Source organism: Stutzerimonas kunmingensis, assembly GCF_900114065.1.
Lineage (GTDB): Bacteria > Pseudomonadota > Gammaproteobacteria > Pseudomonadales > Pseudomonadaceae > Stutzerimonas > Stutzerimonas kunmingensis.
In genome coordinates this window covers 437,688-464,652 of sequence record NZ_FORS01000004.1, presented here as the reverse complement: position 1 = coordinate 464,652, position 26,965 = coordinate 437,688, and the positions used below count along the sequence as shown (strand labels likewise).

The 26,965-nt window shown below is 60.6% G+C and carries 28 protein-coding genes and 1 tRNA gene; 20 read left to right on the top strand and 9 right to left on the bottom strand.

Annotation, left to right across the window (positions count from 1 at the left end; translation table 11 throughout):
• Position 1: 1 nt before the first annotated feature.
• Together BM275_RS13290 and BM275_RS13285 are read left to right on the top strand one after the other, a co-directional pair.
• A tRNA-Glu gene (locus BM275_RS13290) sits at positions 2-77 on the top strand.
• A gap of 191 nt (positions 78-268) precedes the next feature.
• Positions 269-718, top strand: a complete 450-nt coding sequence (locus tag BM275_RS13285) for an acyl-CoA thioesterase (RefSeq protein WP_046622039.1) — start codon at positions 269-271, stop codon at positions 716-718.
• 13 nt (positions 719-731) lie between these two features.
• On the opposite strand, the gene BM275_RS13280 is transcribed toward BM275_RS13285, so the two are convergent.
• Positions 732-986 (bottom strand): hypothetical protein, encoded by a 255-nt coding sequence (locus BM275_RS13280; RefSeq protein WP_042924450.1) that lies wholly within the window; start codon positions 984-986, stop codon positions 732-734.
• Between the two features lie 98 nt (positions 987-1,084).
• Between BM275_RS13280 and dinB the strand changes: the two genes are divergently transcribed.
• The 17 genes from dinB (at position 1,085) to BM275_RS13195 (ending at position 19,207) form a co-directional block, all read left to right on the top strand.
• Positions 1,085-2,149: a DNA polymerase IV gene (gene dinB, locus BM275_RS13275; protein WP_090521659.1), complete on the top strand. Its 1,065-nt coding sequence runs from the start codon at positions 1,085-1,087 to the stop codon at positions 2,147-2,149.
• Between the two features lie 371 nt (positions 2,150-2,520).
• A complete protein-coding gene (locus BM275_RS13270; protein WP_244153878.1) occupies positions 2,521-3,399 on the top strand; it encodes an MSHA biogenesis protein MshI in 879 nt (292 codons plus the stop codon).
• Positions 3,399-4,004, top strand: coding sequence for a PilN domain-containing protein (locus tag BM275_RS13265; protein ID WP_046622032.1), 606 nt, complete (start codon positions 3,399-3,401; stop codon positions 4,002-4,004). The genes BM275_RS13270 and BM275_RS13265 overlap by 1 nt, the downstream gene beginning before the upstream one ends.
• Positions 3,997-4,674 (top strand): type II secretion system protein GspM, encoded by a 678-nt coding sequence (gene gspM, locus BM275_RS13260; RefSeq protein ID WP_090521654.1) that lies wholly within the window; start codon positions 3,997-3,999, stop codon positions 4,672-4,674. Before BM275_RS13265 ends, gspM begins: the two co-directional genes overlap by 8 nt.
• A gap of 82 nt (positions 4,675-4,756) precedes the next feature.
• Entirely contained in the window at positions 4,757-4,993 is a 237-nt protein-coding gene (locus BM275_RS13255; protein WP_244153877.1) for a Type II secretory pathway component, read from the top strand.
• Positions 4,990-6,591, top strand: a complete 1,602-nt coding sequence (mshL, locus tag BM275_RS13250) for a pilus (MSHA type) biogenesis protein MshL (RefSeq protein WP_090521652.1) — start codon at positions 4,990-4,992, stop codon at positions 6,589-6,591. The genes BM275_RS13255 and mshL overlap by 4 nt, the downstream gene beginning before the upstream one ends.
• An 8-nt stretch (positions 6,592-6,599) precedes the next feature.
• Positions 6,600-7,529 (top strand): ExeA family protein, encoded by a 930-nt coding sequence (locus BM275_RS13245; protein WP_090521649.1) that lies wholly within the window; start codon positions 6,600-6,602, stop codon positions 7,527-7,529.
• Positions 7,526-8,890, top strand: coding sequence for a tetratricopeptide repeat protein (locus BM275_RS13240; protein WP_090521647.1), 1,365 nt, complete (start codon positions 7,526-7,528; stop codon positions 8,888-8,890). Before BM275_RS13245 ends, BM275_RS13240 begins: the two co-directional genes overlap by 4 nt.
• Positions 8,887-10,611: a GspE/PulE family protein gene (locus tag BM275_RS13235; protein ID WP_042924473.1), complete on the top strand. Its 1,725-nt coding sequence runs from the start codon at positions 8,887-8,889 to the stop codon at positions 10,609-10,611. Before BM275_RS13240 ends, BM275_RS13235 begins: the two co-directional genes overlap by 4 nt.
• Before the next feature lie 81 nt (positions 10,612-10,692).
• A complete protein-coding gene (locus BM275_RS13230) occupies positions 10,693-11,931 on the top strand; it encodes a type II secretion system F family protein (protein ID WP_090521645.1) in 1,239 nt (412 codons plus the stop codon).
• 71 nt (positions 11,932-12,002) lie between these two features.
• Entirely contained in the window at positions 12,003-12,557 is a 555-nt protein-coding gene (locus BM275_RS13225; RefSeq protein ID WP_090521643.1) for a type II secretion system protein, read from the top strand.
• Positions 12,558-12,576: 19 nt separating this feature from the next.
• Positions 12,577-13,026, top strand: a complete 450-nt coding sequence (locus tag BM275_RS13220) for a pilin (RefSeq protein WP_090521641.1) — start codon at positions 12,577-12,579, stop codon at positions 13,024-13,026.
• A 186-nt stretch (positions 13,027-13,212) separates the two neighbouring features.
• Positions 13,213-13,671: a prepilin-type N-terminal cleavage/methylation domain-containing protein gene (locus tag BM275_RS13215; RefSeq protein WP_090521640.1), complete on the top strand. Its 459-nt coding sequence runs from the start codon at positions 13,213-13,215 to the stop codon at positions 13,669-13,671.
• A complete protein-coding gene (locus BM275_RS13210) occupies positions 13,668-14,138 on the top strand; it encodes a prepilin-type N-terminal cleavage/methylation domain-containing protein (RefSeq protein WP_374418135.1) in 471 nt (156 codons plus the stop codon). The genes BM275_RS13215 and BM275_RS13210 overlap by 4 nt, the downstream gene beginning before the upstream one ends.
• Positions 14,138-14,950, top strand: coding sequence for a PulJ/GspJ family protein (locus tag BM275_RS13205; protein WP_090521635.1), 813 nt, complete (start codon positions 14,138-14,140; stop codon positions 14,948-14,950). The genes BM275_RS13210 and BM275_RS13205 overlap by 1 nt, the downstream gene beginning before the upstream one ends.
• A 112-nt stretch (positions 14,951-15,062) precedes the next feature.
• Positions 15,063-15,470 (top strand): pilus assembly protein MshP, encoded by a 408-nt coding sequence (locus tag BM275_RS13200; protein WP_244153876.1) that lies wholly within the window; start codon positions 15,063-15,065, stop codon positions 15,468-15,470.
• 275 nt (positions 15,471-15,745) lie between these two features.
• Positions 15,746-19,207 carry a DUF6701 domain-containing protein gene (locus BM275_RS13195; RefSeq protein ID WP_090521633.1) on the top strand — a complete coding sequence of 1,154 codons (3,462 nt, stop codon included), beginning with the start codon at positions 15,746-15,748 and terminating at the stop codon, positions 19,205-19,207.
• Positions 19,208-19,505: 298 nt separating this feature from the next.
• Here the strand turns inward: BM275_RS13195 and BM275_RS13190 are convergent, their stop codons facing one another.
• From BM275_RS13190 to BM275_RS13155, 8 genes are all read right to left on the bottom strand, one after another.
• Positions 19,506-19,910 (bottom strand): META domain-containing protein, encoded by a 405-nt coding sequence (locus BM275_RS13190; RefSeq protein WP_090521700.1) that lies wholly within the window; start codon positions 19,908-19,910, stop codon positions 19,506-19,508.
• Positions 19,910-20,344: a hypothetical protein gene (locus BM275_RS13185; RefSeq protein WP_090521630.1), complete on the bottom strand. Its 435-nt coding sequence runs from the start codon at positions 20,342-20,344 to the stop codon at positions 19,910-19,912. The genes BM275_RS13190 and BM275_RS13185 overlap by 1 nt, the downstream gene beginning before the upstream one ends.
• A gap of 96 nt (positions 20,345-20,440) precedes the next feature.
• Positions 20,441-21,247, bottom strand: coding sequence for a dienelactone hydrolase family protein (locus BM275_RS13180; protein WP_090521628.1), 807 nt, complete (start codon positions 21,245-21,247; stop codon positions 20,441-20,443).
• A 164-nt stretch (positions 21,248-21,411) separates the two neighbouring features.
• Entirely contained in the window at positions 21,412-22,113 is a 702-nt protein-coding gene (locus tag BM275_RS13175) for an ABC transporter ATP-binding protein (RefSeq protein WP_023444303.1), read from the bottom strand.
• A 2-nt stretch (positions 22,114-22,115) separates the two neighbouring features.
• Positions 22,116-22,883 (bottom strand): high-affinity branched-chain amino acid ABC transporter ATP-binding protein LivG, encoded by a 768-nt coding sequence (gene livG, locus BM275_RS13170; RefSeq protein ID WP_090521625.1) that lies wholly within the window; start codon positions 22,881-22,883, stop codon positions 22,116-22,118.
• Positions 22,880-24,136, bottom strand: coding sequence for a high-affinity branched-chain amino acid ABC transporter permease LivM (locus tag BM275_RS13165; protein ID WP_023444301.1), 1,257 nt, complete (start codon positions 24,134-24,136; stop codon positions 22,880-22,882). Before BM275_RS13165 ends, livG begins: the two co-directional genes overlap by 4 nt.
• Positions 24,133-25,056, bottom strand: coding sequence for a high-affinity branched-chain amino acid ABC transporter permease LivH (gene livH, locus BM275_RS13160; protein ID WP_003299167.1), 924 nt, complete (start codon positions 25,054-25,056; stop codon positions 24,133-24,135). Before livH ends, BM275_RS13165 begins: the two co-directional genes overlap by 4 nt.
• A 257-nt stretch (positions 25,057-25,313) precedes the next feature.
• Entirely contained in the window at positions 25,314-26,432 is a 1,119-nt protein-coding gene (locus BM275_RS13155; protein ID WP_090521623.1) for a branched-chain amino acid ABC transporter substrate-binding protein, read from the bottom strand.
• Positions 26,433-26,631: 199 nt separating this feature from the next.
• Between BM275_RS13155 and BM275_RS13150 the strand changes: the two genes are divergently transcribed.
• The gene (locus BM275_RS13150; protein WP_042924823.1) at positions 26,632-26,949 is read left to right on the top strand and encodes a DUF2288 domain-containing protein; all 318 of its coding nucleotides are present in this window, start codon (positions 26,632-26,634) and stop codon (positions 26,947-26,949) included.
• Positions 26,950-26,965: the final 16 nt, after the last annotated feature.

Genomic DNA, 26,965 nt, shown 5'->3' with positions numbered 1-26,965 from the left:
CGTCCCCTTCGTCTAGTGGCCTAGGACACCGCCCTTTCACGGCGGTAACAGGGGTTCGAGTCCCCTAGGGGACGCCATTTTTATTGCCCGTTTTGGGCTTCAAGGGGTCATCTTTTATGAGATGGCCCTTTTTGTTTTGCGTGGTCGAAAAGTCGGTTGAGTCGCACTGCGCTGAATGTCTTGTCATTGCTCGCAGCAACAGGCGTGACTCGTCGCGGCGGCTGCGGTTTCATAGGTCATCGCAAACGGCCAACGAGGCTTGCAACGAATGAGCTGGGATCAGGCGGACGCGTTTACCATCGACCTGCAGGTGCAGTCCGAGCATATCGACGAGCTGGGCCATGCCAACAATGCGGTCTATGTAACCTGGCTGGAGCGGTGTGCCTGGCAGCATTCGCAGAGTCTGGGATTGGGCATCGACGACTACCGCCGTCTCGATCGGGCGATGGCAGTGCTGCGGCATGAGATCGACTATCTGGCCGCGGCCTACGAAGGCGATCTGCTGCAGTTGGGAACCTGGATTTCCGAATCCGATCAGCGTTTGAAGATGAAACGCAATTTCCAGCTGATCCGACCGGCCGACGGCGCTACGCTGCTGCGCGCGCAGACGACTTTCGTTTGCATCGAGCTCTCCAGCGGGAAACCCAAGCGCATGCCGCCGGAGTTCATCGACGGCTACGGTAAAGCCCTGGTTCAGCCGTACCCGCTGGAGCTTTGACGAAGCTGGTTGCTCAGCCGCGCTGCTCGGGCTTCATGACGTCGCTCTCGCGGCGCTTCTCGGCATCCTCGCGCCAATCTTCCTGGATTTCCTCTTTCATTTTCGGGTCGGCGCCGCCATCTTCGTTCTCGCGAACCATTCCCTCGCCTTTCTTTTCCTGCTGGATGTTGGTGCCTTGCGGCTGAGTGTTCATCATGTCCTGGTCGGCCAGCGCAACCGCGGAAAACAAGCTGCCCAGTGCGATGATGCCTGCGTACAAGATTTTCATCTGAACCTCCGGCTATCGGGTGATAAAGGACTTACCATCTCAATAACCGACCTGCTGCGCTGAAGATTCGTTCACTCCTGTCCGGTGCCCTGTTTTCCGTGAGTCAGTCCACCCTTCGCAAGATCATCCATATTGATTGCGACTGCTTTTACGCCGCGATCGAGATGCGCGACGACCCCAGTCTGGCTCGGCGGCCGATCGCAGTTGGTGGCGCTGCGGATCGGCGCGGGGTCATTGCTACGTGCAACTACGAGGCGCGTGCATATGGTGTTCGCTCGGCCATGGCGTCCGGGCACGCATTGAAGTTGTGTCCTGATCTGCTGATCCTGCGGCCCCGCATGGATGCCTACCGGGAGGCTTCGCGTGAGATCCATAACATCTTTCGCACCTACACCGAGCAGATCGAGCCGCTGTCGCTGGACGAGGCTTATCTGGACGTCACTGCCTGCGAGCATTTTTCCGGTAGCGCCACGCGTATTGCCGAGGACATCCGGCGTCGGGTCTGGCAGCAGCTGCGCATCACGGTGTCGGCGGGTGTTGCTCCGAACAAGTTTCTCGCCAAGATTGCCAGCGAATGGAATAAGCCCGACGGCCTGTTCGTCATTACCCCGGCACAGGTCGACGATTTCGTACAGGCGCTGGAGGTCAAGCGGCTGCATGGTGTTGGTCGCGTCACCGCTGAGAAGCTCGGCCGGCTCGGCATCCGCACCTGTAGCGACTTACGCGAGTGGCGCAAACTGGATCTGGTCCGCGAGTTCGGCGCGTTCGGTGAGCGGCTCTGGGGGCTGGCGCGCGGCGTCGATGAGCGGTCGGTGCAGGTGGAGAGTCGGCGCCAGTCGGTGAGCGTCGAGCAGACCTACGACAAGGATCTGCCGGACTTGGCGGCATGCCTGCAGCGTCTCCCGGAGCTGCTGCAGCAGTTGGCTACCCGCATGGCGCGCCTCGACAACGGCTATCGACCCGGCAAACCCTTCGTAAAGCTCAAATTCCATGACTTCACCCAGACCACAATGGAGCAGACTGGCGCCGGACTCGAAATCGACGACTACGCCGATCTGCTCGCCATCGCCTTCTCCCGCGGTGCCCGGCCGGTTCGGTTGATTGGCGTCGGCGTGCGGTTGGTCGATCTGCGCAGTGGTTTCGAGCAGCTCACTCTGTTCTAAAAGCGCCAGTTTCCTTTTCCTGCATCCATCGCGAGCTTATTCCGCGAACTACCGTTCGTCAGGTGCGTAGTTTGTAATGCCCTCGTGCGACGAAAGGGCTTAAGCCGATATAGCGCGAGCTAATTAATTAACCCAGAATGCGCGCGATCTTTGACGTCCTTGGATTGACGGTTTTCTGTTGCGCGATTGATTCACGACAATATTTGGACGCACCCATCGGATATTGTTAGAGTCACGCAAGATGGCAATATGCTATCTATTGACGCCCTCAGTATCGATTCTCTGCTTTTTGGCAGTTGAGCACCGACGTCTTGGCGAGGGAGCCATTGGTGGGTCTGTTTTCCAAAACCAAGAAATCAAAAGCAGCCGGCATGCTCGGCATTGAGGCTGGTCCGCAAGGCATCGCGTTGGCGCACGTCGTTCGGGTGTCCGGTGCGCGGCCGCTGCTGCCGTACTGCGAACACCTGGAAGGCAGCGTCGACGCGCAGGCCGCTCTGCTGGAGAAGGCCGTGAGCGAACGTGCCTTGCAGGGCTTGCCGACGAACGTGCTGCTGCATCCTTCCGAATACCAGATGTTCCTTCTCGAAGCGCCTGAAGTGCCTCCGCAGGAATTGCGTGACGCCATGCGCTGGCGCATCAAGGACATGATCAGCCAGCCGCTGGACGATGTGGTGATCGACTGCTTCGCGCTGCCCGAGGACGCTTATCGCGGACGCACGCGTATGGTCTATTGCGCCGTTCTCGAGAAAACCCGGATGCAGCACTACGCCCAGCTCGTGCGTCAGGCCGGTCTGCACATGGCGAGCATCGACATCACCGAGATGGCGTTTCGCAATCTAGGCTCGCTCGCCGGCGCCGAAGGCATGAATCTCGCACTGCTGCGCCTGCGCACCAGCGAAGGCCTGATCTGTATCCAGAACGGCGCCGACCTTTACATGGCACGGCGCATCGAGCAGGGGCTGGCCCGCGCCGCCCAGGATTTGAGCAGTACGACACTGGAGATCCAGCGCTCGCTTGACTACTTCGAGAGCCAGCTCGGCAAGGGCTATATCAATCGCTTGATGTTGCTGCCCATGAAGCAAGATGGCGAACGCGCCTATCAGGGGCTGGCCAGTGGCCTGGCGGTGAACCTGCAACGCCTCGACCTGCGCGAGCTCTTTCCCGGCCAGCCGGGTGCCGAGCTGTCCGAAGCGCAGCAGGCGTTCTGCATTGGCGCCGTCGGCGCCGCCCTGCGTCAGGACGCCGTCTGATGCAGAACGTCAATCTCTATCAGCGCGAACGTCGTCAGCAGGGTGGCCCGCGTCCGCGGCAACTGCTTCTTGGCGCATGTGTACTGGCACTTGCGCTGGCTTCGCATGCTGCCTGGCAGGGCTGGAACCTCAAGCAGCGCGCCTCGGACCGTCAGTTGGCCGAGGCGCAGGCGGTCTCTGCAGAGGCGCAGCTGGCTGCATTCAAGGCCAACTATCGGGAACCTACGCTGGATACCCGGCTGCCTGCGCAACTGGCAGAGCGGGAAGCGGAGAACCGTCAGCTGCAACGCCTCGCAACGCATCTGCGCGCGCTCGATGGCCAGCTGCGTAGCGGCTTCGCGCCAGTGCTGACGGCCCTGGCCGATCGGCACCCGCCGCGCGGGCTCTGGCTGACTCGCATCCGTCTGCAGGCTGGCGGCAGCGACATGCTGTTGCGCGGCTTGAGCCAGGATCAGGAACTGCTTCCGCTTTATCTGGAAAGCCTCGGGCGCAGCAAGACGTTGCAGGGTCGCGAGTTCGGCAGCTTTGATCTGCAGCGCGACGACAGTGGCCTGCTGGCGTTCCGCCTGGCATCCCGTGCGGCGGAGGAGGGCGACGATGAATAACGCCATGCAAAGCCTGCGGCAGCGCTGGCAGGCGCTGGCGCCGCGCGAGCAGTGGCTGAGCGTGCTGGTCGGCGCTTCCCTGCTGGGCATGCTTTATCTACTGCTGGTGGCTGAGCCGCTCGCCGAGCGCATCGCCCAGCAGGACAGCCAGCTGCGTCTCGCCGAAGCCCGTCAGCTTGAGGCGAACAATGCGTTGCTCGAACTTCAGGCCAAGCTCGCGGCCGACCCCAATCGTCCTTATCGCGACGCACTCGATATTGCACGCACCAGCCGCGAACAGATTCTGCGCAGCATCGACGAGGAAACCCGCTCACTGGTTTCACCTGCACGCATGAAAGCGCTGCTGCAGGACCTGCTGCGCCGTCAGCCTCAACTGCAGATGGTCGCGCTGCAGAGCTTCAGCGCGCCGCTGGAGTTGCCGGCCGGCGCGACGGATGCGGCGAAGGATGCGCCGCCAGCGGCGGTCGGCTTCTACCGGCACGGCCTGCGTCTGACCCTGCAAGGCGGCTACTTCGACCTGCTCGATTACCTGCAGGCGGTGCAGAACAGTGGCTGGCGTCTGCATTGGGACAGCCTGGACTATCACATCGATGAGGCCGGGCCGGACAAGGCGCGGATCACGCTGGAGCTGCATACCTTGAGTCGCGAAGCGGGGTGGGTTGGTGTCTGATTTTTCTCGTGCGTTCTGCTTGCTCCTTTTGCTGCCCGCTTCGGCCCACGCGCTCGATCCTACCCGTCCGCCCGCGGCGTTCGTGACTGCTGCAGTGGAACGTCAGGCACCGGCGACGCTGCACCTGCAGGCCATTTTCCGCGGTGCGCAGAGCGCCCGGGCGGTGCTCAACGGCCAATCGCTGAGAGTCGGCGACACCCTGGCCGATGCCCGAGTCCTGGCCATCAACACGAATTCCGTCCTGATCGAGCGCGACGGCCAGCAGCAGACGCTGCGTCTGGTTGCCCCGATCATTACTCCGAGCCAAGTCCGACCATGATGCCGACCCTTTTTCCACGTCTCGGCTTGCTGAGCCTGTTCTGCCTGCTGGCCGCCTGCCAGACATTCGAGGACGGCGACAAGCGCCTCTACGAGCAGAGCAACCGTCTGTTCGAGGAAAGCCTGCAGCAGACCCAGGCCAAGGCGCTGCCGCCGCCGTCGGTGCAGGCTGCGCTGATTCCGCCGCTGAGCGTCGACGGCAGTTCGGCTGTCAGTGGCCCGCGCTTCGATGTGGTCGCCAACGACATGCCGGCCCGCGAATTCTTCCTCAGCCTGATGGACAACGCCGGACAGAACCTGCTGGTGCACCCGGCGGTGACCGGCAACATCACCTTCAGCCTGCGCAACGTGACGCTGGAAGAAGTCCTCGCGGCGGTGCGCGACAGCTACGGCTACGACTATCGCCGCACCAGCTATGGCTACCAGATCCAGGCCAATACCGCAGTCACCCGCACCTATGACCTGAACTACCTCAACCTGCAGCGACAGGGCATGACCGATACTCGGGTCAGCTCCGGTCAGGTCACCACCAGCGACAACACCGACACCGGCGCAGGCGGAACCACGACCAACTCGACCTCCAGCACCGTCAACGCCAGTCAGCTGCTGACCAGCAGCAGCGTCGACTTCTGGAGTGAAGTGCGCGAGGTCGTGGCGATGATGATCGGCAGCGAGGCGGACAACAGCGTGGTGGTCAACCCTCAGGCCGGACTGCTGGTGGTTCGAGCATCCAGTGCCGACCAGCAGAACGTCGAGCGCTTCCTGCAGCAGGCGCAGCGCAACCTGCAGCGTCAGGTGATTCTGGAAACCAAGATTCTCGAGGTGAGCCTGTCCGATGGCTTCCAGTCCGGGATCAACTGGGCGCAGCTGGGCTCCATGGGCAACGCCGACTTCGCGCTGGGTGTACAGGGCGATACGCTGGACGGCGTCAACAATGTCGGTGGCGTGTTCAGCGCTGCGGTCAGCGTCGGCGACTTCAGCGGCGTGCTGCAGCTACTGGAAACCCAAGGCGATGTGCGGGTGCTTTCCAGCCCGCGGATTTCCACCCTCAACAACCAGAAGGCCGTGATCAAGGTCGGCACCGACGAGTTCTTCGTCACCGACGTTTCGACCACCACCACCTCGCTGGCGGGCGGCACTACCGCGCCCGATCTGGACATCACACTGACTCCGTTCTTCTCCGGTATCTCGCTGGACGTCACTCCGCAGATCGACGAGAACGACCAGGTCACGCTGCACGTGCGTCCGACCGTCAGCCGCGTTCAGGATCAGAACAAGAGTATCCAGCTGGGCGGTTCCGACAACGTCTTCAACCTGCCACTGGCGCTGTCCACCACGCGCCAGTCGGATTCCATCGTGCGCGCGCGCAGCGGCCAGGTCGTGGTCATCGGTGGCCTGCTGGAAAACCGCAACAGCAACAACGACGCCAACATTCCCTGGGCCTCCAAGCTGCCCATCGTCGGCAGCCTGTTCCAGCAGCAACGCAAATCGCTCGAGCAGACCGAGCTGGTCATCCTGGTGCGCCCGCAGGTGATCGACGATCAGGTCTGGCTCGACGAGCTGCGCCGCAGCGCCGATTCGTTCCGGCAGGTCAGGTAGGCGCCGGTATGTACGAAGCATTCTTCGGGCTGCAGGAAAAGCCATTCGCATTGACGCCGAATACCGGCTTCATGGTTCGCCTGCCGCCTTACCAGGCGTGCCTGAACCTGCTGCGCGTGGCTCTGGCCGAAGGCGAGGGCTTCATCAAGGTGACCGGCGAAGTGGGCACCGGCAAGACCCTGCTCTGCCGCGCGCTGCTCAAGCAACTGGATGCCGAACACTACCAGCTCGCCTGGTTGCCGAACCCAGCGCTCGGACCCATGGCGCTGCGCCAGGCGCTGGCCCATGAGCTGCATGTGCCGCGGGTCGAGCAACTGGACAATCACGGGTTGCTGACGGCACTGCATCGCCGGCTGATCGAGCTGGCCGGCCAGGGCAAGAGCACCGTGCTGTTGATCGATGAGGCGCAGGCGCTGCCACCGGCCACGCTGGAGGCCTTGCGACTGCTGACCAATCTGGAAACCGAGCAGCGCAAACTGCTGCAGGTGGTGCTGTTCGGCCAGCCTGAACTGGACGCTACGCTGGCCAGCGAGAATTTCCGGCAGTTGCGCCAGCGCATCACATTCTCCTATCGCCTGCGCCCGCTGGATGTCAGCGATGCCAGGCGTTACCTGCATGAACGTCTGGCGGTCGCCGGCTATCAAGGCGAACCGCTGTTCAAGCCGGCCGCGATTCGCCTGCTGGTCAAGGGCAGCGGTGGCATCCCGCGGTTGCTCAACATCCTGGCCAACAAGTGCCTGATGGCGGCGTTTGGCGAAGGCCAGCGACGGGTCGGCAGCCGCCACGTACGCCGTGCCCTGGCCGATACCGAGGGTGCGCGACCGTACCTGCGTGCAGCCCTTCCGTTGCGTTGGGCACTGCTGGCGGGTGCGGCAACCCTGAGCCTGCTGCTGAGTGCATTGCCATGGTTATCGCAGCTGGCCGAGGTGCGGCCATGAGCCTGGTCAACGACATGCTGCGCGATCTCGAAGCGCGCGGCGCGGCATCCGGCGGGCAGAGCCCGTTCCTCGACATGCAGGCTGTCGATGAAACAGCTGCAACGCGGCGTCAGCGATCGGCACGGCTGCGCCGCTGGTTGTTGCCGCTGGCTATCGGGGCGTTGGTCGCCGCGGCATCGGTGGTGCTGTTCCAACGTTTCGCGCAAGCCCCGGCTGTGCAGGAGTCACCTGCCGCTGCTCCGGTGGTCGCTGCGGTGCCTGCAACTCAGCTCCTCGACGTCTTGCCGCAGCAAGACGGTGGCCGTTTCGTGCTGCAGTTGCTGCTGGATCGCTCGATCAGCTATCAGCGCACCGACGAAGGCGGCGCGATCAGTCTGCGTCTGCCGGATGTGACGCTCGTCGATGGCCCGCGAAACGGCCGCGTGGAGAGCAATGGCCTAAGCCTGTCCTGGCGAGTGGAACAGCAGGGTGACCAGGTGCAGGTGCTGCTGCTCGGCATGACCGATCGCCTCGACGTGCGTGATCGGCTTGAGCCGGCCGCTGGCCATGTGCAGCTCTGGCTGGAAGTCCACATGGATGGCGCACCAGTGGCCGTTCCTGAGGACCTGGACCTGCCTTTTGCCGAGCCGGCATTGGACGAAGCGAGCCTGCCGGAGTGGGTCACCCGCACGGCGCCTGACGCGCAGACCGCGCCGGTTATCGCGCCGGATGTGCAACCGGTCGCCGAGCCAGCCCCGGCCCCGGTTGCCAGACCCCAGGTTGCCACCACGCCCACCGTGCAGATCGGCAGTCATCGACCGGACCCGCTGGCCCAGGCGCGCGATGCCCTGCAACAGCAGAACTTCCCCCGTGCCATCGAGCTGCTGCAGGCGTTCCATGCCGCACAGCCGGACAACGCCGAGGCGGCCCGCTGGTTGGCTCGTGCTTACCTGGCGGCTGGACAGATCGAGCCATTGCTCGAGTGGCTGCCGGCCCGGCTGCAGAGCCGGCCGTTCGATGCCGAGCTGCGTATGCTGCTCGCCCGTGGCCAGCTGCAGAGCGGCGACAAACAGACGGCGCTCGCCACCCTGGTGCAGAACGCGCCGTCGCTGGCCAGCGATCCCGGCTATCACGCGTTGCTGGCAGCTCTGCAGCAGCAGGTAGGCGACTGGGCGGGCAGCGCTGCGGTTTATCGCCAGCTGGTGGCTCTTCAGCCGCAGCAGGCGGCCTGGCAGCTGGGCTTGGCCATCGCGCTGGAACAGATCGATCAACCCGCCCGGGCGGCGCGCCACTACCGTCTGGCCGCGCAAGGGCAGGGGCTCGATGACAACTCGCGGCGCTTCGCCGCCGAACGTGCCGGCGTACTCGGAGGTGCCCGATGACCGCGCAAGACATGCGCCAGCGCAAGATTCGTCTCGGCGATCTGCTGGTCCAGGCCGGCCTGATCAGCGAGGCGCAGCTGCAGCAGGCGCTGCAGGACCAGAAGCGCACCGGCTCCAAGCTCGGGCGCACGGTACTCGACCTCGGCTTCATCGACGAAGGCCGCCTGCTGCGTGCGCTGTCCGAGCAGCTGCAGATTCCCTTCGTCGAACTCAAGCACTACAAGTTCGACAACCAGCTGACCCAGAGCCTGCCCGAGGCGGTCGCCCGGCGCTTCCGGGTCATCGTGCTGTCCCGCCAGGGCGATGGTTTGCTGGTGGGCATGACCGACCCGCTGGACATCTTCGCCCAGGACGAGATCGAGCGCCTGCTGGGCAAGCGCGTCCACCCGGCGGTGGTGCGTGAAAGCGAGCTGCTCGGCGCGCTGGACCAGCTTTACCGCCGTACCAGTGAGATCGCCTCGCTGGCCGGCGAGCTGGAAGGTGAGCTGCAGGAAAGCGACTTCGACCTCTCGCGCCTCGGCGAAAGCAACAGCGATGCGCCGGTGGTGCGCCTGCTGCAGACGCTGTTCGAGGACGCCGTGCAGATGAAGGCCTCGGACATTCACATCGAACCGGACGAAGGCGTGGTGCGGATTCGCCAGCGTATCGACGGCGTGCTCAACGAACAGGTAATGAAGGAGCACCGTGTGGCTTCGGCGCTGGTCATGCGCCTGAAGATCATGTCCGGCCTGGATATCTCGGAAAAGCGCCTGCCGCAGGACGGCCGTTTCAACATCCGCGTGAAGAACCGCAACCTCGATGTGCGGGTCTCCACCATGCCGGTGCAGTTCGGCGAGTCGGTGGTCATGCGTCTGCTCGACCAGAGCGGCGCCATGTTCAAGCTCGAAGGCACCGGCATGCCGCCGGCGATGCTCGAGCGCTTCCGGCGCCTGCTGCAGCGTCCGCACGGCATGGTGCTGGTCACCGGCCCGACCGGCTCGGGCAAGACCACCACGCTCTACGCCGGGCTTTCCGAGCTGAACAGCCCGGAGAAGAAGATCATCACGGTTGAGGACCCGGTGGAGTACCGCCTGCCGCGGGTCAACCAGGTGCAGGTCAACGCCAAGATCGAGTTGACCTTCGCCCGCGTGCTGCGCGCCGCCTTGCGTCAGGACCCGGACATCGTCCTGGTTGGTGAGATCCGTGATCAGGAAACCGCCGAAATCGGCCTGCGCGCCGCACTGACCGGCCACCTCGTACTTTCGACGCTGCACACCAACGATGCCCTGACCTCGGCCATGCGCCTGATCGACATGGGCGTCGAGCCCTTCCTCGTCGCCACCGCGCTGAATGCGGTGCTGGCCCAGCGTCTGATACGCCGCGTGTGCGAGAACTGCATGGAGGACGATCAGCCCGATCCTCGGCAACTGGCCTGGCTGGAAGCGCTGCACGGCGGCTCGCTGCGCGACCACCGTTTCAAGCGCGGCAATGGTTGCCATCAATGCCACAACAGCGGCTATGCCGGCCGTGTCGGTGTGTACGAGCTGCTGGAACTGGACGAACCGATGATCGCCGCGCTTCGTCGGGGTGATCCGCAAGGCTTCGCCGAGGCAGCGCGCCAGCAGGCGCACTATCGACCACTGGCGGCGTGCGCGCTGGATTACGCCATCGCCGGCGTCACCAGTATCGAAGAGGTGCTGAAGGTCTGCGCCACCCTGGCGGACGACGAGGTGATCGCGTGATCGCCGCTAGTCTCCTGCCTATCGCGGCCGTAGGCGCCAGCGCCACGGGCGCCGTCCGGTCGCTTCGCGGGGAGCCTGCCGATGCCTAGCTTCCGCTATACCGGCCGCGATATGCGCGGCGCACGGGTCAGCGGCGCACTCGATGGCGCCAGCGCTGACGCCGTGGCCAGCGAGCTGGTGTCGCGCCAGATCACCCCGCTGACCATCGATGCGGAGCGTGCCCAGGCCGATAGCGTCGACGTGTTTGCCGTGCTGCGCGAGAAGCTGCGGCGCAAACGTGTCGATCTGGACGAACTGATCATCTTCAGCCGCCAGATGTACAGCCTGAACAAGGCCGGCGTGCCGATCATTCGCGCCATCGGCGGGCTGGCCGAATCCAATCGCAACCTGTATTTCCGCAGCATCCTGCAGGACGTGCGCGCCAGCCTCGAAAGCGGCCAGTCCATGGCCGTGGCGCTGAACGCGCATCCCAAGGTGTTCAACAATCTGTTCGTCAGCATGGTCAGTGTTGGCGAGAACACCGGCCAGCTCGATCAGGCGTTCAAGCAGCTGTCTGCCTATCTGGAACTGGAGCGCGAGACCCGCAAGCGCATCAAGCAGGCCACGCGTTATCCGATCTTCGTGCTGGTGGCCATGGGAGTGGCGCTGGGTGTCATCAATCTCTTGGTGATCCCGGCGTTCGCCAAGGTCTTCGCCCAGTTCCACGCGCAACTGCCGTGGGCCACGCGCGTGCTGATCGGCACCTCCAACTTCATGCGCGACTATTGGTGGCTGTTGCTGCTGGGCATCGTTGGCGGGCTTTACGCCTTCTTCAAGTGGATCGAAACCGACGCCGGTAGACTGCGCTGGGACCGCATCAAGCTGCGCCTGCCCATCGTCGGCGGCATCTTCGAACGCATCGCCCTGGCGCGCTTCACCCGCACCTTCGCGATGATGTACCGCGCCGGCGTGCCACTGCTGCAGACCCTCTCGATCAACAGCGCCAGCGTCGGCAACCAGCATATCGGCCAGGCGATTCTCGGCATCCGCGAAAGCGTCGAACGCGGCGAAGCGCTGACCCGCTCGGCGCACAACTCCGGCCTGTTCACCCCATTGGTACTGCAGATGATGGCCGTCGGCGAAGAAACCGGCGCGCTGGATGACCTGTTCATCGAAGTCGCCGATTTCTACGAACAGGAAGTCGACTACGACCTCAAGCAACTGGCCGACGCCATCGAGCCGATCCTCATCGTCTGTATGGGTGTGATGGTGCTGGTCCTCGCGCTGGGCGTGTTCCTGCCCATGTGGGAGCTGGGCAGCGCGGCGCAAGGGAGGGGGTGATGACTGAAGCAGCGAACAACGAAACGCGAAGGGCAGGGCGGTACGCCTGTGCCGACACGAGAGGTGAGCAGATGAATGAAAACCAGCAGCGAGCGCATGTAATGCAGAAGAACCAGGGCTTCACCATGATTGAGCTGGTGGTGGTCATCGCCATCCTCGGCATCCTCGCCGCGGTGGCGCTACCGCACTTCATCGACTCGGCCAAGGACGCCCACCGCGCCACCGTACGCAGCGCCGGCGGCGCCTTCACGTCGGCCGTCTCTCTGGTGCGCGGCCAGTACGAACTCAACCGCAACGGCGGCAGCAACAGTTGCGTGGCCGGCAACTGCCAGATCGACGTCGCCGGTTACGGCAACGGCACGGTCGACGTCAACGCCGCCGGCTGGCCGGTTGGCACCGAACGCAGCGGCAACCCCGGCGCCAGCACCAGCATGAGCCAGCAGGAATGCATGAACCTCTGGGCCAACCTGCTGCAAGCCTCGGCGGCCAGCGTCACCGGCGACAACCCCACCTTCCGCGCCGAGGCCCAGGGCCACCGCTGCCTTTATCGCTACACCCTTGATGGAAACGACGATTTCATCGAGTACAACAGCAACACCGGCGAAGTCGCCGTCACTTTTGAATAAGGCAAAAAGGAGCAACACCATGAAAAAGCAACAGAGCGGCTTCACCATGATCGAGTTGATTATGGTTATTGTGATATTGGGGATTTTGGCGGCGTTTGCGTTGCCGAGGTTTGCGGATTTTGGAGGAGATGCACGTGCAGCAGCAATTGCAGGTGCCGCAGGCGCAATGAAGTCTGCATCAGCTATCGCTCATTCTGCTGCTTTGATGGAAAATCCCCCGGCGGTAGGTGCGACTGGCTCTGTAGATCTTGAAAATGTACCGGTTGGATTGATTTATGGTTACCCCAGTTTTGCAGGTATTCAAATAGCTGCTCAGCTAAGCGATGATGATTTTGACTTTGATGCTACTGCTAAAACTGTAACGGCCAAAAATGTACCTACAGATAAGAAATCCACATGTCAGATCACGTATACCGATGCAACTAGCACTTCTCCTGCAATAGTGAAACTAGATAATTCGAGCTGTTAATGTGACACCCGTGTAGCTATGCAGGGCGTCCCGTCCGCAATTGCCTGAAAGCCGCTGCGGCCTATGGCTAGCGGGTTTCACCCGCCCTACGCTACACCGCAACCCGGCTTCTGGCCGGGTTGCCACAAATTTCCGGAGGCGGGTCGATTCCCGCCACCAACCCGCTTCTATAAGAAGGGCAGGCCAATGGTTGAACAACGCGGTTTTACAATCGTCGAGTTGATCATGGTGATCGTCATCATCGGCATCCTCGCCGCCGTGGTGGGGCCGCGCTTCTTTAGCAAAAGCAACTTCGATGAACGCTTTTATTTTGAAGAGGTTCTTTCGTCTGTTCGCTATGCACAAAAACTGGCCGTGGCGAGTGGTTGCCCAATAAGGTTCTTAGTCGATAGTGATGGCTATAAATTGAACTACGCCAAAGACTGTGGCGTTGAGCCGACAGACCCAAAAGCCAACGATCCTGTTGCTGACCCATCGGGTAGCAATTACCAAGGTGTTAACAAGCACCAAGTAAGTATAAATAAGGATTTGACCGTAACCTTCGACTCGCTCGGGGCAGCAAGTCCTTCGGATAATGTCGAATTTGCAGGTGGAATTTTCAAACTTACTGTCCACTCCACCGGCTTTATCGAGGTCAGCCCATGACCCATAAACCCCGTAGGGTGGATGACGCTTCACCCATCCACCACCCGGCACGTGCCACACCCTGCAAGCAACGCGGCATGACCCTTGTCGAGCTGGTCATCACCATCGTCATCATCGGCATCGCCGCCGCCGCACTCTTCTCCGCCATGGCCAGCATTACCGCCCGCTCCGCCGATCCGATGTTGCGGCAGCAGAGTTTGTATATTGCGGAGGCGTATCTGGAGACGTTGCTGGTTGTTGATCTGGGTAATAACCCTCCCTTGATCCCGGCTGTCAACGTTCCGCCCCTTGGTATTGATAATTCGCCGATTCCAGAGCTTGCCGGCTACCGGGTGACGGTGGTAGTCGAACCCGATGCTGAATTGGGTCCGCCAGGAAACCAGGTGGATGCCACGCGCATTGATGTCTCCGTCAAAGACCCTTCAGGGCAAACCCTGACCCTGACAGGCTACCGGACCGACTATTGATGAAAACGACCTCCTGCGGCGACTTCCGCAACAGCGGCTTCACCTTGGTCGAACTGATCATGGTTATCGCCCTGGCCGGCATCGTTGCGGTCATGATTTCCACCGTAATGTCCCGTCCCCTGCAAGGCTTCGCCGACCAAAGCCGCCGCGCCGAACTCACCGACTTGGCCGCCATGGCACTGAACCGAATGGCACGCGATATACGGCTGGCGGTGCCGAACTTGCTGGTTGTCTCCAGCAATGAAGTCCGCCTCGTGCCCATCAGTGCGGCAGGCCGATACCGCGCCAATCAGTCAGACCCTGCAGGACCACGCCAGGATCCACCTGCGTGCATCCAAGCCACCGGTGCGTGCTCGATAGATATTCTCAGTCCGATAGAGCCAACGAGTGCCACAACTCCACACTGGCTGATTATTTACAACACCACAGGGCTTGTAGGCCTCGCCGAAGCCCAAGACGGTGATGTTTCCGCCATTTCGCCCAAGGCGTTTATCTGGAAAGACAGCACGCTGAGTGCCGGCCTTTCCGACTTCAAATTTAAATATGCCTCACCGCAGAAGCGCTTCTACCTCGCGAATGAAGCCGTTACCTATCGTTGCTCAGGTGATGAACTGCTCAGGGAGTCATCTCAAAAACTGGATGGTTCAGATCCTATACAGGCCGTTGTCGTTGACTCGGTAAACACCTGCTCCTTCAGTTACCAACCTGGCACCAGCACCCGAAACGGCCTCGTTACCCTGCGTTTATCGCTAACCAAAGGCGGAGAAACCATCTCCCTCTTGCAACAGGTCCACGTAGACAATGCCCCCTAACTCTCAACGCCCCCGTAGGAGCGGGCCGCGCCCGCGAATCCGGACGATACAAAAGCTTCGCGGGCACGGCCTGCTCCTACAGAAGCAACATGGCTTTGGCCTCGTCGCCGCAATGTTCCTGATCATCATCATCGCCGGCGCCATCGCCGCCATGTGGCGTATATCCACTACTCAAACCGCTACCAGCAGCCTGGCCCTGCAACAGGCTCGCGCCTATCAGGCAGCGAGGACGGGATTGGAGTGGGGAATATGGCATTTTCTCAATGGCTCCTGTGATTCTGCTTCCTTTCAAGTACCGGAATTCGATGGCTTCCAAGTGACAGTCGATTGCCCTAGTGATCAGCGTATGGAGTACACCGACTTACACGAGGAGCAGCCGCAGAGCATGGTTAGCCAGAACATTATCGCCACGGCGACGTATGCGGTTGTTGGCACCCCCGATTACGTATATCGGCAGCTCTCGGCAGTGGTGGAAAAGCCCGGGGAGATAGTCCCCGTTGCTCCTGAAGAGGAAGAATGACCGTGACCATGCCCGTCATGCGCTATTTGGCTCTCGCCGCGTTTGCCTTGTTGTTCAGCGTTTCGGCTGAAGCTTAAATATACAACCTGAGCGATGGTCAATACCCACCTTGTTCGAGTAAGAGCTGGACGGTAAGCGGCACAACCTACACTTGTAATTACGGAATAGTCGAGCTGAAGGCGGGCGATACGGTTATTGCCCGCACACAAGCTGTTCTCTGGGCGGAAGGTGGATTCAAGATCCAGGCAAGCACTATCGGCTCTGTAGGGAATGGCATGGTACTGCGTGCTTCTTATGGAATAATTGAGATATCGGGGTCAAGCAATGCCAGAAGCGTCGTTTACGGTTCCGTTATAGGCGCAAATGTAGACCTCGGTGATACGACGGTGAAGGGGGGCGTTTCCGGTTCTGGTAACGCAAAGATGGTGCGTAGCTCGATTGACGGAAATGTCGAGTTCAGCAATGAAATAACTCTTGTCGATACGACGGCTAATGGTTCTGTCATAAGCGCAAACAGGGAAATACGCCTGACTCGGGGGCGGGTAGACGGGGATGTAACCAGTTCTGGTGGGAGTGGCGTCTTCATTGATGGTACGACAGTGGAAGGAAATATTTCTTCAGCGAATGTAGCCTCCATTGCCAATGCGAAAATAACCGGAAACGTGGCGAGCAGCTGCTGCAAGGTAACCGTCAGTTCCTCCTCTGTAGTTGGAAATATATCCGCTCCGGGGAACCCTATCGAGCTGAATGATTCTGATGTGGTGGGCACAGTCAGCAATACGAATCAGATTTATCTGAACGATTCTATTGTATATGGCGATGTGCTGGCTGCGACGGGGTGGGGAAGTGATGTCACCATTCGGGGTACAGGCTACAGCCGTATATATGGACAATGTGCCTATAGTGGCTTATCTCCCACGGACTTATGCAGCGACTCCACGGATATAAATGAAACACTACCCTTGTATCTGCGCTTCGATGAGGTGAGTTGGCGCAATGCAACCGTGCAAAATAGTGGAACACTCAATGTAACTGGCGTCGCCAGTGGTGCGGCTGAAACGGCCGGAGCGATTCCTGCGTTACCCGGTACCTGGGGCACCTGTCGTTACGGGGAGTTTTCCGGCAGTGGTCGGGTCAGTGTGCCTCACAATACTGCGCTCAATTTCAATGACAAACTCAGCGCAAGTTTCTGGCTGAACGTGGCCGAATTTCCAACAAGTGGATCGGTCATCCTGCTTGGCAAGGGGCATAACTACCGTCTTGAACTTGATGCTTCGGGCCGTCTGGTTTTGACGACTCAAATGCTTCGCTTTTTTTCCAGTGAGGACTTGGTGATATCCACGCCGATCAGCAAGGGTTGGAATCACGTCGCTTTCACTCTTGATTATAGTTCTTCTTTTCTAGTGCTCTTCCCTACCGTTGCCGCAAAGCTTTATGTCAACGCCGAATTGAAAGAGGATCAGTCGCGAACACTTCTAGCAGGTTGGGGACCTTCGACCAATATCGAGCCTATCAGCATTGGCGGCAATGGACTGCGGGGTTCGATGGATGAGGTTCGTCTCAACACAACGCTCTGGAGTGTTGCAGAACTGAGCCGACAAGCCAAAGCGAGACATTTGTGCGGTAGCTCTTCGACTATCGATCATTTTGAATTCGTCACCAGTAGTAGCGCGCATACCTGTCGGCCGCATACGGTCACGCTCAAGGCATGCACCAATGCCGCTCCGGCTGCATGCCAACTCTATCCCGGTACCGTATCGGTAACATTAACGGGTAACGGCTGGGTTGGCGGCAGTAACAAGTCATTGGTTAATGGCATCGGCACTTTTCAACTGCAAGGGTTGCAACTTCAGATGCCACTCGGAGTCGCGGTTTCAAGCCCTTCATCTGCTAAGTCACTCTGCCAGATTGGCGATGCGCCGCTTTCATCCGCATGTATTTTGAATTTTTCCCAGAGTGGCTTTATTTTCGATGTGCCGAACATGGTGGCTTCTCAGAGCGTTGAAGTTCCTATCAGCGCAGTCATCGACAGAGGCAATCCAGGTAGCCCTCGATGTGAGCCAGCATTTACCGAAGAGGATGTGCCGCGCTACATAAAGTTCTGGAGCGAGTTCATAAGCCCGGCCGGGAGCGAGTTGGTAGTCAGCTCCGAGAAAGTTGAGGTGAATCGCGCGGAGGTGGCACAGAGCTTTGCTGCAGCTGAGCCGCTGCCGCTGTATTTCAATCGTGATGGAATTTCCAATATTGACGTGAATTATCGTGAAGCTGGGAAGATGCAGCTGTATGCCCACTACGCCGGTAGTGGCAATGAGGGTGATAGTGGCTTGATGATCGGCAGTGATGATTTCGTTTCCCGCCCCGACAGATTTTCGATCGAGGTTGTTGGGGCACCCGTCTGCGATCCGAAGAAAAGCTTCTCTAAGGAAAACTGTGATAAATTTATTGCGGCTGGAGATGAATTGCCTTTAGAAATTAAGGCGCTGAATAGCGTGGGTAAGGAGACGCTAAATTTTATGCACGATCGTGTACGGATGGAGGTTGTTGGCGAGCCCTCCGACGTTTGCGGAGAGATGGCTGATGATTGCCTTCCCTTTCCCAGGGGAGGGGTTGTACCGAAATTATTACCCAATGAGTACAAGCATGGCTATGGAAATGTCAATATATTTGAAAGCGCGCCGTATGTTGATGAGGTTGGTATAGCTAGACTTCGTGCCATTGCCAAGGATTATATCGAGGGCGGTCTTGATGTTGTAGGTGTGTCTGATTATGTCGGTCGTTTTATACCGGCATATTTTATTGTTTCCAGTGACGCTAGGTTGGTACCTGCTTGCAATGGTTTCACATATCAAGGGCAAGAAACATTGTTTTCAGGTGGGTATCCGGAAATCGTAATTACAGCGTTTAGTAAAAGAAATGAAGAAGTGAAAAATTATGACCACTCTGGATTTTGGCTTCTTGATCCGCCAAGTCGAAGCGATTACTTTTCGATTACCGGGAGGGTTGAAATTGATCAGCGCTTGGAGTCGGGCGGAGAAGTTGAATCATTGCTAGTGAAAGACACTGCTAATAATGGTGGCGGCAGAACTTACAATTGGCCTGCTGTTGAGGAGGATGAGCCTTCAAAAGCGCGTTCAGCTGATACTTTGACTTGGCATATGCCGCTTACCCCTAGTCTTGCTGATTTGCCGTTTGGCACAGATATGCAAGCAATTGCCAAGCTGGTAATTGATAAGGATCAGTTGAAAGATAGCGATGGCGTTTGCTATCGAGGCGAGAAAGGAACGCTTGGTGAATGCAGCGATTTCACTCATGACTTTGGGGGTAGTGAAATCCGCCTTGGTCGTTTGCGTATAGCCAATGCCCATGGCTCGGAGCAATTACCGTTAGCCTTGCCATGGGTGATCGAGAGCTGGCAGGTGCCTGGTGTTTTCCTTCCGGAGGAGGGGGATATCTGTAGCGCATCGGCTTGGTCCGAGCCGGATCTGATCGAGCCGACTGGCGATTTGGCTGCTATAACCGCTCCAGAAGTCTCTACCATCAAGGCTGGTCATCAAGGTGTGCTGACTGTAGCGGCTCCGGAGGTTACTGGTAGCGGTCGAGTCGGGTTTCCAAAAGTGCCGAAATGGCTCTGGTACGACTGGCGTGGTGAAGGATGGGAGCCGAGTCGTGGTCTCGCCACCTTCGGCATCTACCAAGGCCCCAAGCCCCTGATCTTCCGCCGCGAAGTCTATCGATAGAAAGCAAAAGGGCCGCTCACCTAGCGGCCTTTTTGCTTCGCGAATAAAAGAGGGGATTCCCGGCCTGCCTGTACCGAGGTCCCCGAAACTGGTCGCTAGAGTCTATGCACTGCGTGTGCCAGTTTCGTGAAGGTCAGTAGGCGGGTTGCCTGGGCTGTTTTTGTAGGTGCGGAGTGCCGCAATCAGTTGAGCGGCGGGTACAGGCTGGCCCGCGTCATATGTCCCTATGGACACGATCTCTCTGCGACCCTGCATGAAAGCAGTGCGCATGCCTTGGTGCATGCGCATATTTGGCGCGTCAGTTCTGGTCGGGCCAGAAGCGGATTGGCGCGCCCTCTGCTGGCCACAGGCGCAACTGGTCGATGTTCGACACGTCCCAGCGCTCGACTCGGCTGAGCAGATCGAGGAAGCGCTGCTCCTGCTCCATGAGCTCTGGCATGCACATCTTGCGAGTGCTACCGATGTTCTCGAAGCGCAGGGTTTGACCTTCCAGGTGATAGCTGGCGAACCAGTGGTTGCAGCCGGCATTGCCGTAGGCGCGCTCGGCCGAGAGGGTCAGCGAAACCGGCGTGCGGCCGACCACCGCATCATCACCGATCCACTCGGCGACATAGGTGACATCGTTCTGCAGTGTCAGTGGTTCCACGGCGCAGCCGGAGGCGGCCAGCGTGATGGCGAGCAACGGAAAGGTGTAGCGGTGCATCATCGAGCTTCCTTGCAAGTGGGGCAGAAATGCTGACTATCCTGGCTGGCCCAGCCGAGTTCGGCGATACGGGCTTCGGCTGCCGGGGCCTGTGCGGTTGCACCGAGTGCCGCGTCGACGGCGAACTCGAAGTCCAGCTGTTTGCCGCAGCTGTCGCAGGCGACCTGCCAGTTGAGGATTTCCAGTTCGCGGAACACCGGTCCGCTGGCCACGGCCATCCATTGCCCCGGTGGGTTGATCAGGTGGCGGACCTTCTCCACTGTCAGGCGCTGGGAAAGGTCGCGGCTGCCCTTGAGCGTGACGATCAGTACATCGCCGCTACGAATCGAGCCGCCATTGCCGGTTACCTGATAGCGGCCCGGCGCCAGCGCACGGCATTCGGTGAGGGTGTGGGCGGGGTTGAGCAGGGTGTAGCGGAAATCGTGTTCGGCCATGACTCGTGATCGACGGTGAGTTGTGCGCGCAATGCTAGCACGCGCCCTGGCGGCAGGCGTGCCGCCGGGACGAATCACGGACGAGTAGCCGGTTGGTTACTGCGCCTGGGCGGTTGCAGGTTTGCCGAAAGTGTCTTCGAAGAAGCGCTGCATATCACGCCAGGAACGTTCGTCCGCGGCTTTCTGATAGGCGACGTCGAGGCCGTTCTTCTGGTGGGTGTCGGCGCCCGGATTGGTGAAGCCATGCTTGGCGCCCGGCAGGCTGACGAACTGGTAGTCGGCACCGGCCTTGACCATCTCGACGTTCAGCGCGGCGATGTCGTCGGTGCTGATCATGCTGTCCTCGCTGCCATGTTCGACCAGCACACGCGCCTTGACGCTGCCGGGCGCGGCGCGGGTTTCGGTGGCCAGCGCGCCGTGGAAGCTGACCACGCCTTCCAGCGGCACACCCTGGCGCGCCATGTCCAGAACCACCTTGCCGCCGAAGCAGTAGCCCACCGCGCCCAGTTTGGCGGTATCGGTCTGGGCCTGTTCCTTGAGCAGATCGAGGCCGGCATTGAAGCGGCCCTTGGCAGCATCGGCGTCCTTCAGCGCGGCCTGCATGAAGCTCATGGCGTCTTTCGGGTGATCGGTGTTCTTGCCTTCGCCGTACATGTCGATTGCCAACGCGCTGTAGCCCAGCTCGGCGAGGTCGCGAGCGCGCTGCTTGGCGTAGTCGTTCAGCCCCCACCATTCGTGTACCACGACGATGCCGGGACGCTTGCCTTCGATGGCGTCGTCATAGGCGTAGTAGCCGATCATCTCGGTGCCATCGGCAGCGGTGTAGGGGATTTCCTGCGTCTGAATCTCGGCATTCGCAGTGACGCTGGCAACCATGAGCAGGCCGAACAGGCAGTGGCGCATCGTGGGATCTCCTTGGTGATCGTTATGTTGGCGAAGGGTTCGAAGAAGGATAGCGGTTCTTCGACTGCACGCGCAGCGCCCGGGTTCGGCTGCGTGATGGATACGTATAAGACGAAAAAGCCCTGCCGGTTGGCAGGGCTTTTTCGTTGAGCGTGGTGGCGATGTCAGCCGCCCAGGTAGGCGTCGCGCACTTTCGGATCGGTCAGCAGGTCCTCGCCGCTGCCCTGCATGACGATATGCCCGTTCTCCAGCACGTAACCGCGGTCGGCCAGCTTGAGCGCTTGGTTGGCGTTCTGCTCGACCAGAAACACCGTCACGCCATCCTCACGCAGCTGTTCGATGATCTCGAAAATCTGCTGGATGATGATCGGCGCCAAGCCCAGCGATGGCTCGTCGAGTAGCAGCAGCTTGGGTTTGCTCATCAGCGCGCGGGCGATGGCGAGCATCTGCTGTTCACCGCCGGACATGGTGCCACCGCGTTGCTGGTAGCGCTCCTTGAGCCGCGGGAACAGGCCGAGCACCTTGTCCAGTTGCTCCTGGAAGTCCGTCTTGCCGGTGAAGAAGCCGCCCATGGAGAGGTTTTCCTCAACCGTCAGACGGGCGAAGATCCGCCGGCCTTCGGGCACCACGGCGATGGCCTTGCGCATGATGTCGCAGGTCTGCTGGCCGACCAGCTCCTCGCCCTGGAAGCGGATGCTGCCACTGGCTGCCTGCGGCGAGCCGCACAGGGTCATCAGCAGGGTCGACTTGCCGGCACCGTTGGCGCCGATCAGGGTGACGATCTCGCCCTGTTCGACCTGCACGTTGATGTCGTGCAGGGCCTGGATCTTGCCGTAGAAGGTCGAGACGTTTTCGAAAGTCAGCATGCTTACGCCTCCCCCAGATAGGCTTTGATCACGTCCGGATTGTTACGGACTTGCTCGGGTGAACCATTGGCCAGCGGGGTGCCCTGATTGATCACGTAGATGTGGTCGGAAATGCTCATGACCAGCTTCATGTCGTGCTCGATCAGCAGCACGGTGACCCCGTGTTTGTCGCGTAGCATGGTGATCAGGGCCTTGAGGTCCTCGGTTTCTCTGGGGTTCAGGCCGGCCGCCGGTTCGTCGAGCATGAGGATGCGCGGGCGCGTCATCATGCAGCGGGCGATTTCCAGACGGCGCTGCTGGCCGTAGGCGAGGGTGCCCGCCGGTCGATTCGCGACATCGGTCAGATTGACCTGTTCCAGCCAGTGCGCAGCGAAGTCCATCGCCTCGCGCTCGCTCTTGCGGAACGCCGGCGTCTTGAACAAGCCGGCAAGGAAGCCGGTGTTCAGGTGACGGTGCTGGGCCACCAGCAGGTTTTCCACCGCCGTCATGTCCTTGAACAGGCGGACGTTCTGGAACGTGCGCACCACCCCCTGACGAGCGATCTTGTGGCCAGGCAGGCCGTGGATCGGCGTGCCGTCGAGGAGGATTTCCCCCGCGGTCGGCTGATAGAAGCCGGTCAGGCAGTTGAACACCGTGGTCTTGCCGGCGCCGTTGGGGCCGATCATCGAAACCACTTGCTTGTCATGTACCGTCAGCCCCACCTCGTTGACCGCCAGCAGGCCGCCAAAACGCATCATCAGGCCGCGTACTTCTAGAATCGGGCGGCTCATTGCTTCAGCTCCAGGTGTGGGCGTTGCATCGGCAGCAGGCCTTGCGGACGCCAGATCATCATCAGCACCATCAGGGCGCCGAACATCAACATGCGGTATTCGCTGAATTCGCGCATCAGCTCAGGCAGCAGGATCATCACGATGGCGGCGAGGATCACGCCGAGCTGCGAGCCCATACCGCCCAGCACGACGATGGCGAGGATGATCGCCGACTCGATGAAGGTGAACGACTCCGGCGACACCAGGCCCTGGCGTGCGGCGAAGAAACTGCCGGCGAAACCGGCAAAGGTTGCACCGAGGGTGAAGGCCGAGAGCTTGATCACGGTGGGGTTCATGCCCAGCGCACGGCAGGCGATCTCGTCTTCGCGCAAGGCTTCCCAGGCGCGGCCGATCGGCATGCGCAGCAGGCGGTTGATCACGAATAATGTCAGCAGCACCAGCAGCAAGGCGATCAGGTAGAGGAAGATCACCTTGTTCACCGAGTTATAGGCCACGCCGAAATACTCGTGGAACGTCTGCATGCCCTCGGCTGCGCGGCGGTCGAAGGACAGGCCGAACAGGGTCGGTTTGTCGATGCCGCTGATGCCGTTCGGGCCGCCGGTTAGGTCGGTCATGTTGCGCAGCAGGATGCGGATGATCTCGCCGAAGCCGAGAGTCACGATGGCCAGATAGTCACCGCGCAGACGTAACACGGGGAAGCCCAGCAGGAAGCCGAACAGCGCCGCCATCGCGCCGGCGATGGGCAGTGCAGTCCAGAACCCGACTCCGTAGTAGTGCGAGAGCAGCGCATAGGTGTAGGCACCGACGGCGTAGAAGCCGACGTAACCCAGGTCGAGCAGGCCGGCCAGACCGACGACGATGTTCAGGCCGAGGCCGAGCATCACGTAGATCAGGATTAGCGTGGCGATGTCCACCGCGCCACGTGACCCATAGAACGGCCATGCCAGCGCGACGAGGATCAGAGCGATGATGATCCAGCGTTGGGTCGAGGGCAGGGTAAGGAAGCTGCCCGCACCTGCGGGTACGCTCGGCAGGCTTGGGCTGGCGGCCCAGCCGGCGGCCAGGTGAGTACGGAACAGTTGCCAGACGAACATGGCTACCGCGCAGGCGGCGATGATCCAGAACGTACCGGCTTCGGCGCCGTGCACTTCGACGCGGATGCCGACGGTGGTGAGCTTCAGGCCGAATACCGGCACCGCAACGGCGATGACCAGCAGGGCGCTGAAGAAGGCTGTACGGAGATTGCCGGTCATACCTTTTCCACCTCCGGGCGGCCGAGGATGCCGGTGGGGCGGAACAGCAGGACCAGCACCAGCAGACTGAACGCCACGACATCCTTGTACTGGTCGCCGAAGATGTCAGCACCGAAGGCCTCGGCCACACCAAGCACCAGACCGCCGAGCATGGCGCCTGGAATGCTGCCAATGCCGCCGAGTACTGCAGCGGTGAATGCCTTGATGCCGGCGAGAAAGCCGATGTGCGGGTTGATCACGCCGTACTGCATGCTGATCAGCACAGCTGCGATGGCGGCCAGCGCAGCACCGATGACAAAGGTCAGGGCGATGATGCCGTTGGTGTTGATGCCCAACAGGTTGGCCATCTTCAGGTCTTCTGCGCAGGCGCGGCAGGCACGCCCCAGACGTGAACGCGAGATGAACATCGTCAGCCCGTACATGGCAACGAAGGTGACCACGAAGATCAGGATCTGCATGTACGAAATCACCACGCCGTTCATGGTGCTTTCACCGAACACCAGATTGCCCGGCATCAGGTTGGGAATCGCTTTGTCCTTGGAGTCCTGAGCCAGCAGCACGACGTTCTGCAGGAAGATCGACATGCCGATGGCCGAGATCAGCGGAATCAGGCGATTGCTGCCACGCAGCGGGCGGTAGGCGACCCGTTCGATGCTGTAACCGTAGGCGCTGGTGACGATGATGGCGGCGACGAACGCACCCATCATTAAGATAGGCAGCGCATCCAGGCCCATCATGGACAGGCCAACAATGGCGATGAAGGCGACATACGAGCCGATCATGTACACCTCGCCGTGGGCGAAGTTGATCATGCCGATGATGCCGTACACCATCGTGTAGCCGATGGCGATCAGCGCATAGGTGCTGCCAACGGTGAGCCCGTTGATCAGCTGTTGTAGGTAGTGGTAAAGCTCAGGCATCACTGCTCTCCCGAAGTCCCTGCAATTGCGCTTCGGTCTGCTGCGCTGCCCACGTCGAACGCACCGCACACCCTGGCGCGGCGCCACTGCGGTACGGTGCCCTGCGGATCACGCACGGCATCGGTTCGAGGTGGGCCTGCTGTTCAGGCCGCTCGTTGAATTACAGGTACGGCAGGGCGACCCGGGTGCTTTTGGCTGGGCCGCCTGCTTAAAACAAAGCCCACAAGCGAGTGTGGGCTTCGTCAGGCTGATGGAATTTACTTGGCTTCGGTCTTGGTGCCGTTCTGGTGCCATTCGTAGACGACGAAGTTGAAGTCCTTCAGGTCGCCCTTCTCGTCGAAGGAGAGCATGCCGGTCGGAGTGTCGAAGGTATTGCTGCGCAGCGCCTCGGCTACCTTCTCGGTGTCGGTGCTGCCGGCTTTCTCGATACCTTCGGCAATGACCTGCACGGCGGCGTAGGCGGGGAATACGAACGGGCCGCTCGGGTCCTGCTTCTTGGCCTTGAAGCCGTCTACCAGTTCCTTGTTGCGCGGGTCCTGATCGAACGACTTCGGCAGCGTCACGTACATGCCTTCGGAAGCCGGGCCAGCGATGGCGGAGATTTCCGAGTTGCCGACGCCTTCCGGACCCATGAAGCGTACGTTCAGGCCTTTTTCCTTGGACTGACGCAGCAGCAGACCCAGTTCCGGGTGGTAGCCGCCGTAGTAGACGAAATCCACGCCTTCGCGCTTGAGCTTGGCGATCAGCGAGGAGAAGTCCTTGTCGCCGGCATTGATGCCTTCGAACAGGCCAACCTTGATGTTCTTGCTTTCCAGGGTCTGCTTGACGGCAGTGGCGATGCCTTCACCGTACTGCTGCTTGTCGTGGATGACGGCGACGTTCTTCGGCTTGACGTGGTCGGCAATGAAGTTGCCGGCGGTCGGGCCCTGCAGGCTGTCGAGGCCGATGGTGCGGAAGATCAGCTCGTAACCGCGGGAGGTGATGTCCGGGCTAGTGGAAGCCGCGGTGATCATCAGGATGCCTTCGTCCTCATAGATGTCAGACGCCGGCTGAGTGGAGCTGGAGCAGAGGTGGCCGACAACGAACTGCACTTCGTCATTGACGATCTTGTTGGCCACCGCCACGGCCTGCTTCGGATCGCAGGCGTCGTCGTAGCGCACGCCTTCCAGTTGCTGACCGTTCACCCCGCCGGCCTTGTTGATCTGCTCGATGGCCATTTCGGCCCCGATGAACTGCATGTCCCCGTACTGCGCCACCGGCCCGGTTACCGGTCCTGCCAATCCGATGCGGATCGTGTCGGCGGCCAGGGTGTAGCTGGCTGCGCCGGTCAGTGCCATTGCCAGAAAAATTTTCGAAAGACGCTGGTTGGTCTTCATAAGTGCTCCACTTGCATCGTTATTGTTTGAATCCTGCGGGCCGGAGTGCCGTTAAGAGGCGAACATCCCGAAACGCTCCGGCAACTGTACCGGCACAGTGTAGAAGTGTCTCCTCCGTTTGCACAGCCGGCAGATTCAACCGTTTGATGGGAATCGGGGCGCGGGTATCATTGCGCCCTTTTCGTATCTGGTGAGTCCCATGGCCGACGACGCAAGCACTCTTTATGCCAAGCTGTTGGGCGAAACCGCAGCGATTACCTGGGAAGAACTGCAGCCGTTCTTCGCTCGCGGAGCGCTGCTGCAGGTGGCTGGCGATGCTGATCTGGTCGAGGTGGCGCTGGCCGTCGCCGAGGACGATCAGACCAAGGTAGCGGCGTGGCTCCACGGCGGACAGCTGTCGAAGATGCAGCCCGAGCAGGCGCAGGACTGGCTGGAGCGTGACCCCAACCTCTGGGCCGTCGTGGTCGCACCCTGGGTGCTGGTGCAGGAGCGCGTCGGCAAACCTGCATTGCACTGAAATGGGGCGAGGCGCG

Coding starts and splice junctions, on each gene's coding strand:
- BM275_RS13285 (WP_046622039.1), top strand. CDS start 269: ATGAGCTGGGATCAGGCGGACGCGTTTACCATCGACCTGCAGGTGCAG.
- BM275_RS13280 (WP_042924450.1), bottom strand. CDS start 986: ATGAAAATCTTGTACGCAGGCATCATCGCACTGGGCAGCTTGTTTTCC.
- BM275_RS13270 (WP_244153878.1), top strand. CDS start 2,521: ATGCTCGGCATTGAGGCTGGTCCGCAAGGCATCGCGTTGGCGCACGTC.
- BM275_RS13265 (WP_046622032.1), top strand. CDS start 3,399: ATGCAGAACGTCAATCTCTATCAGCGCGAACGTCGTCAGCAGGGTGGC.
- gspM (WP_090521654.1), top strand. CDS start 3,997: ATGAATAACGCCATGCAAAGCCTGCGGCAGCGCTGGCAGGCGCTGGCG.
- mshL (WP_090521652.1), top strand. CDS start 4,990: ATGATGCCGACCCTTTTTCCACGTCTCGGCTTGCTGAGCCTGTTCTGC.
- BM275_RS13245 (WP_090521649.1), top strand. CDS start 6,600: ATGTACGAAGCATTCTTCGGGCTGCAGGAAAAGCCATTCGCATTGACG.
- BM275_RS13240 (WP_090521647.1), top strand. CDS start 7,526: ATGAGCCTGGTCAACGACATGCTGCGCGATCTCGAAGCGCGCGGCGCG.
- BM275_RS13235 (WP_042924473.1), top strand. CDS start 8,887: ATGACCGCGCAAGACATGCGCCAGCGCAAGATTCGTCTCGGCGATCTG.
- BM275_RS13230 (WP_090521645.1), top strand. CDS start 10,693: ATGCCTAGCTTCCGCTATACCGGCCGCGATATGCGCGGCGCACGGGTC.
- BM275_RS13225 (WP_090521643.1), top strand. CDS start 12,003: ATGAATGAAAACCAGCAGCGAGCGCATGTAATGCAGAAGAACCAGGGC.
- BM275_RS13220 (WP_090521641.1), top strand. CDS start 12,577: ATGAAAAAGCAACAGAGCGGCTTCACCATGATCGAGTTGATTATGGTT.
- BM275_RS13215 (WP_090521640.1), top strand. CDS start 13,213: ATGGTTGAACAACGCGGTTTTACAATCGTCGAGTTGATCATGGTGATC.
- BM275_RS13210 (WP_374418135.1), top strand. CDS start 13,668: ATGACCCATAAACCCCGTAGGGTGGATGACGCTTCACCCATCCACCAC.
- BM275_RS13205 (WP_090521635.1), top strand. CDS start 14,138: ATGAAAACGACCTCCTGCGGCGACTTCCGCAACAGCGGCTTCACCTTG.
- BM275_RS13200 (WP_244153876.1), top strand. CDS start 15,063: ATGTTCCTGATCATCATCATCGCCGGCGCCATCGCCGCCATGTGGCGT.
- BM275_RS13195 (WP_090521633.1), top strand. CDS start 15,746: ATGGTACTGCGTGCTTCTTATGGAATAATTGAGATATCGGGGTCAAGC.
- BM275_RS13190 (WP_090521700.1), bottom strand. CDS start 19,910: ATGCACCGCTACACCTTTCCGTTGCTCGCCATCACGCTGGCCGCCTCC.
- BM275_RS13185 (WP_090521630.1), bottom strand. CDS start 20,344: ATGGCCGAACACGATTTCCGCTACACCCTGCTCAACCCCGCCCACACC.
- BM275_RS13180 (WP_090521628.1), bottom strand. CDS start 21,247: ATGCGCCACTGCCTGTTCGGCCTGCTCATGGTTGCCAGCGTCACTGCG.
- BM275_RS13175 (WP_023444303.1), bottom strand. CDS start 22,113: ATGCTGACTTTCGAAAACGTCTCGACCTTCTACGGCAAGATCCAGGCC.
- livG (WP_090521625.1), bottom strand. CDS start 22,883: ATGAGCCGCCCGATTCTAGAAGTACGCGGCCTGATGATGCGTTTTGGC.
- BM275_RS13165 (WP_023444301.1), bottom strand. CDS start 24,136: ATGACCGGCAATCTCCGTACAGCCTTCTTCAGCGCCCTGCTGGTCATC.
- livH (WP_003299167.1), bottom strand. CDS start 25,056: ATGCCTGAGCTTTACCACTACCTACAACAGCTGATCAACGGGCTCACC.
- BM275_RS13155 (WP_090521623.1), bottom strand. CDS start 26,432: ATGAAGACCAACCAGCGTCTTTCGAAAATTTTTCTGGCAATGGCACTG.
- BM275_RS13150 (WP_042924823.1), top strand. CDS start 26,632: ATGGCCGACGACGCAAGCACTCTTTATGCCAAGCTGTTGGGCGAAACC.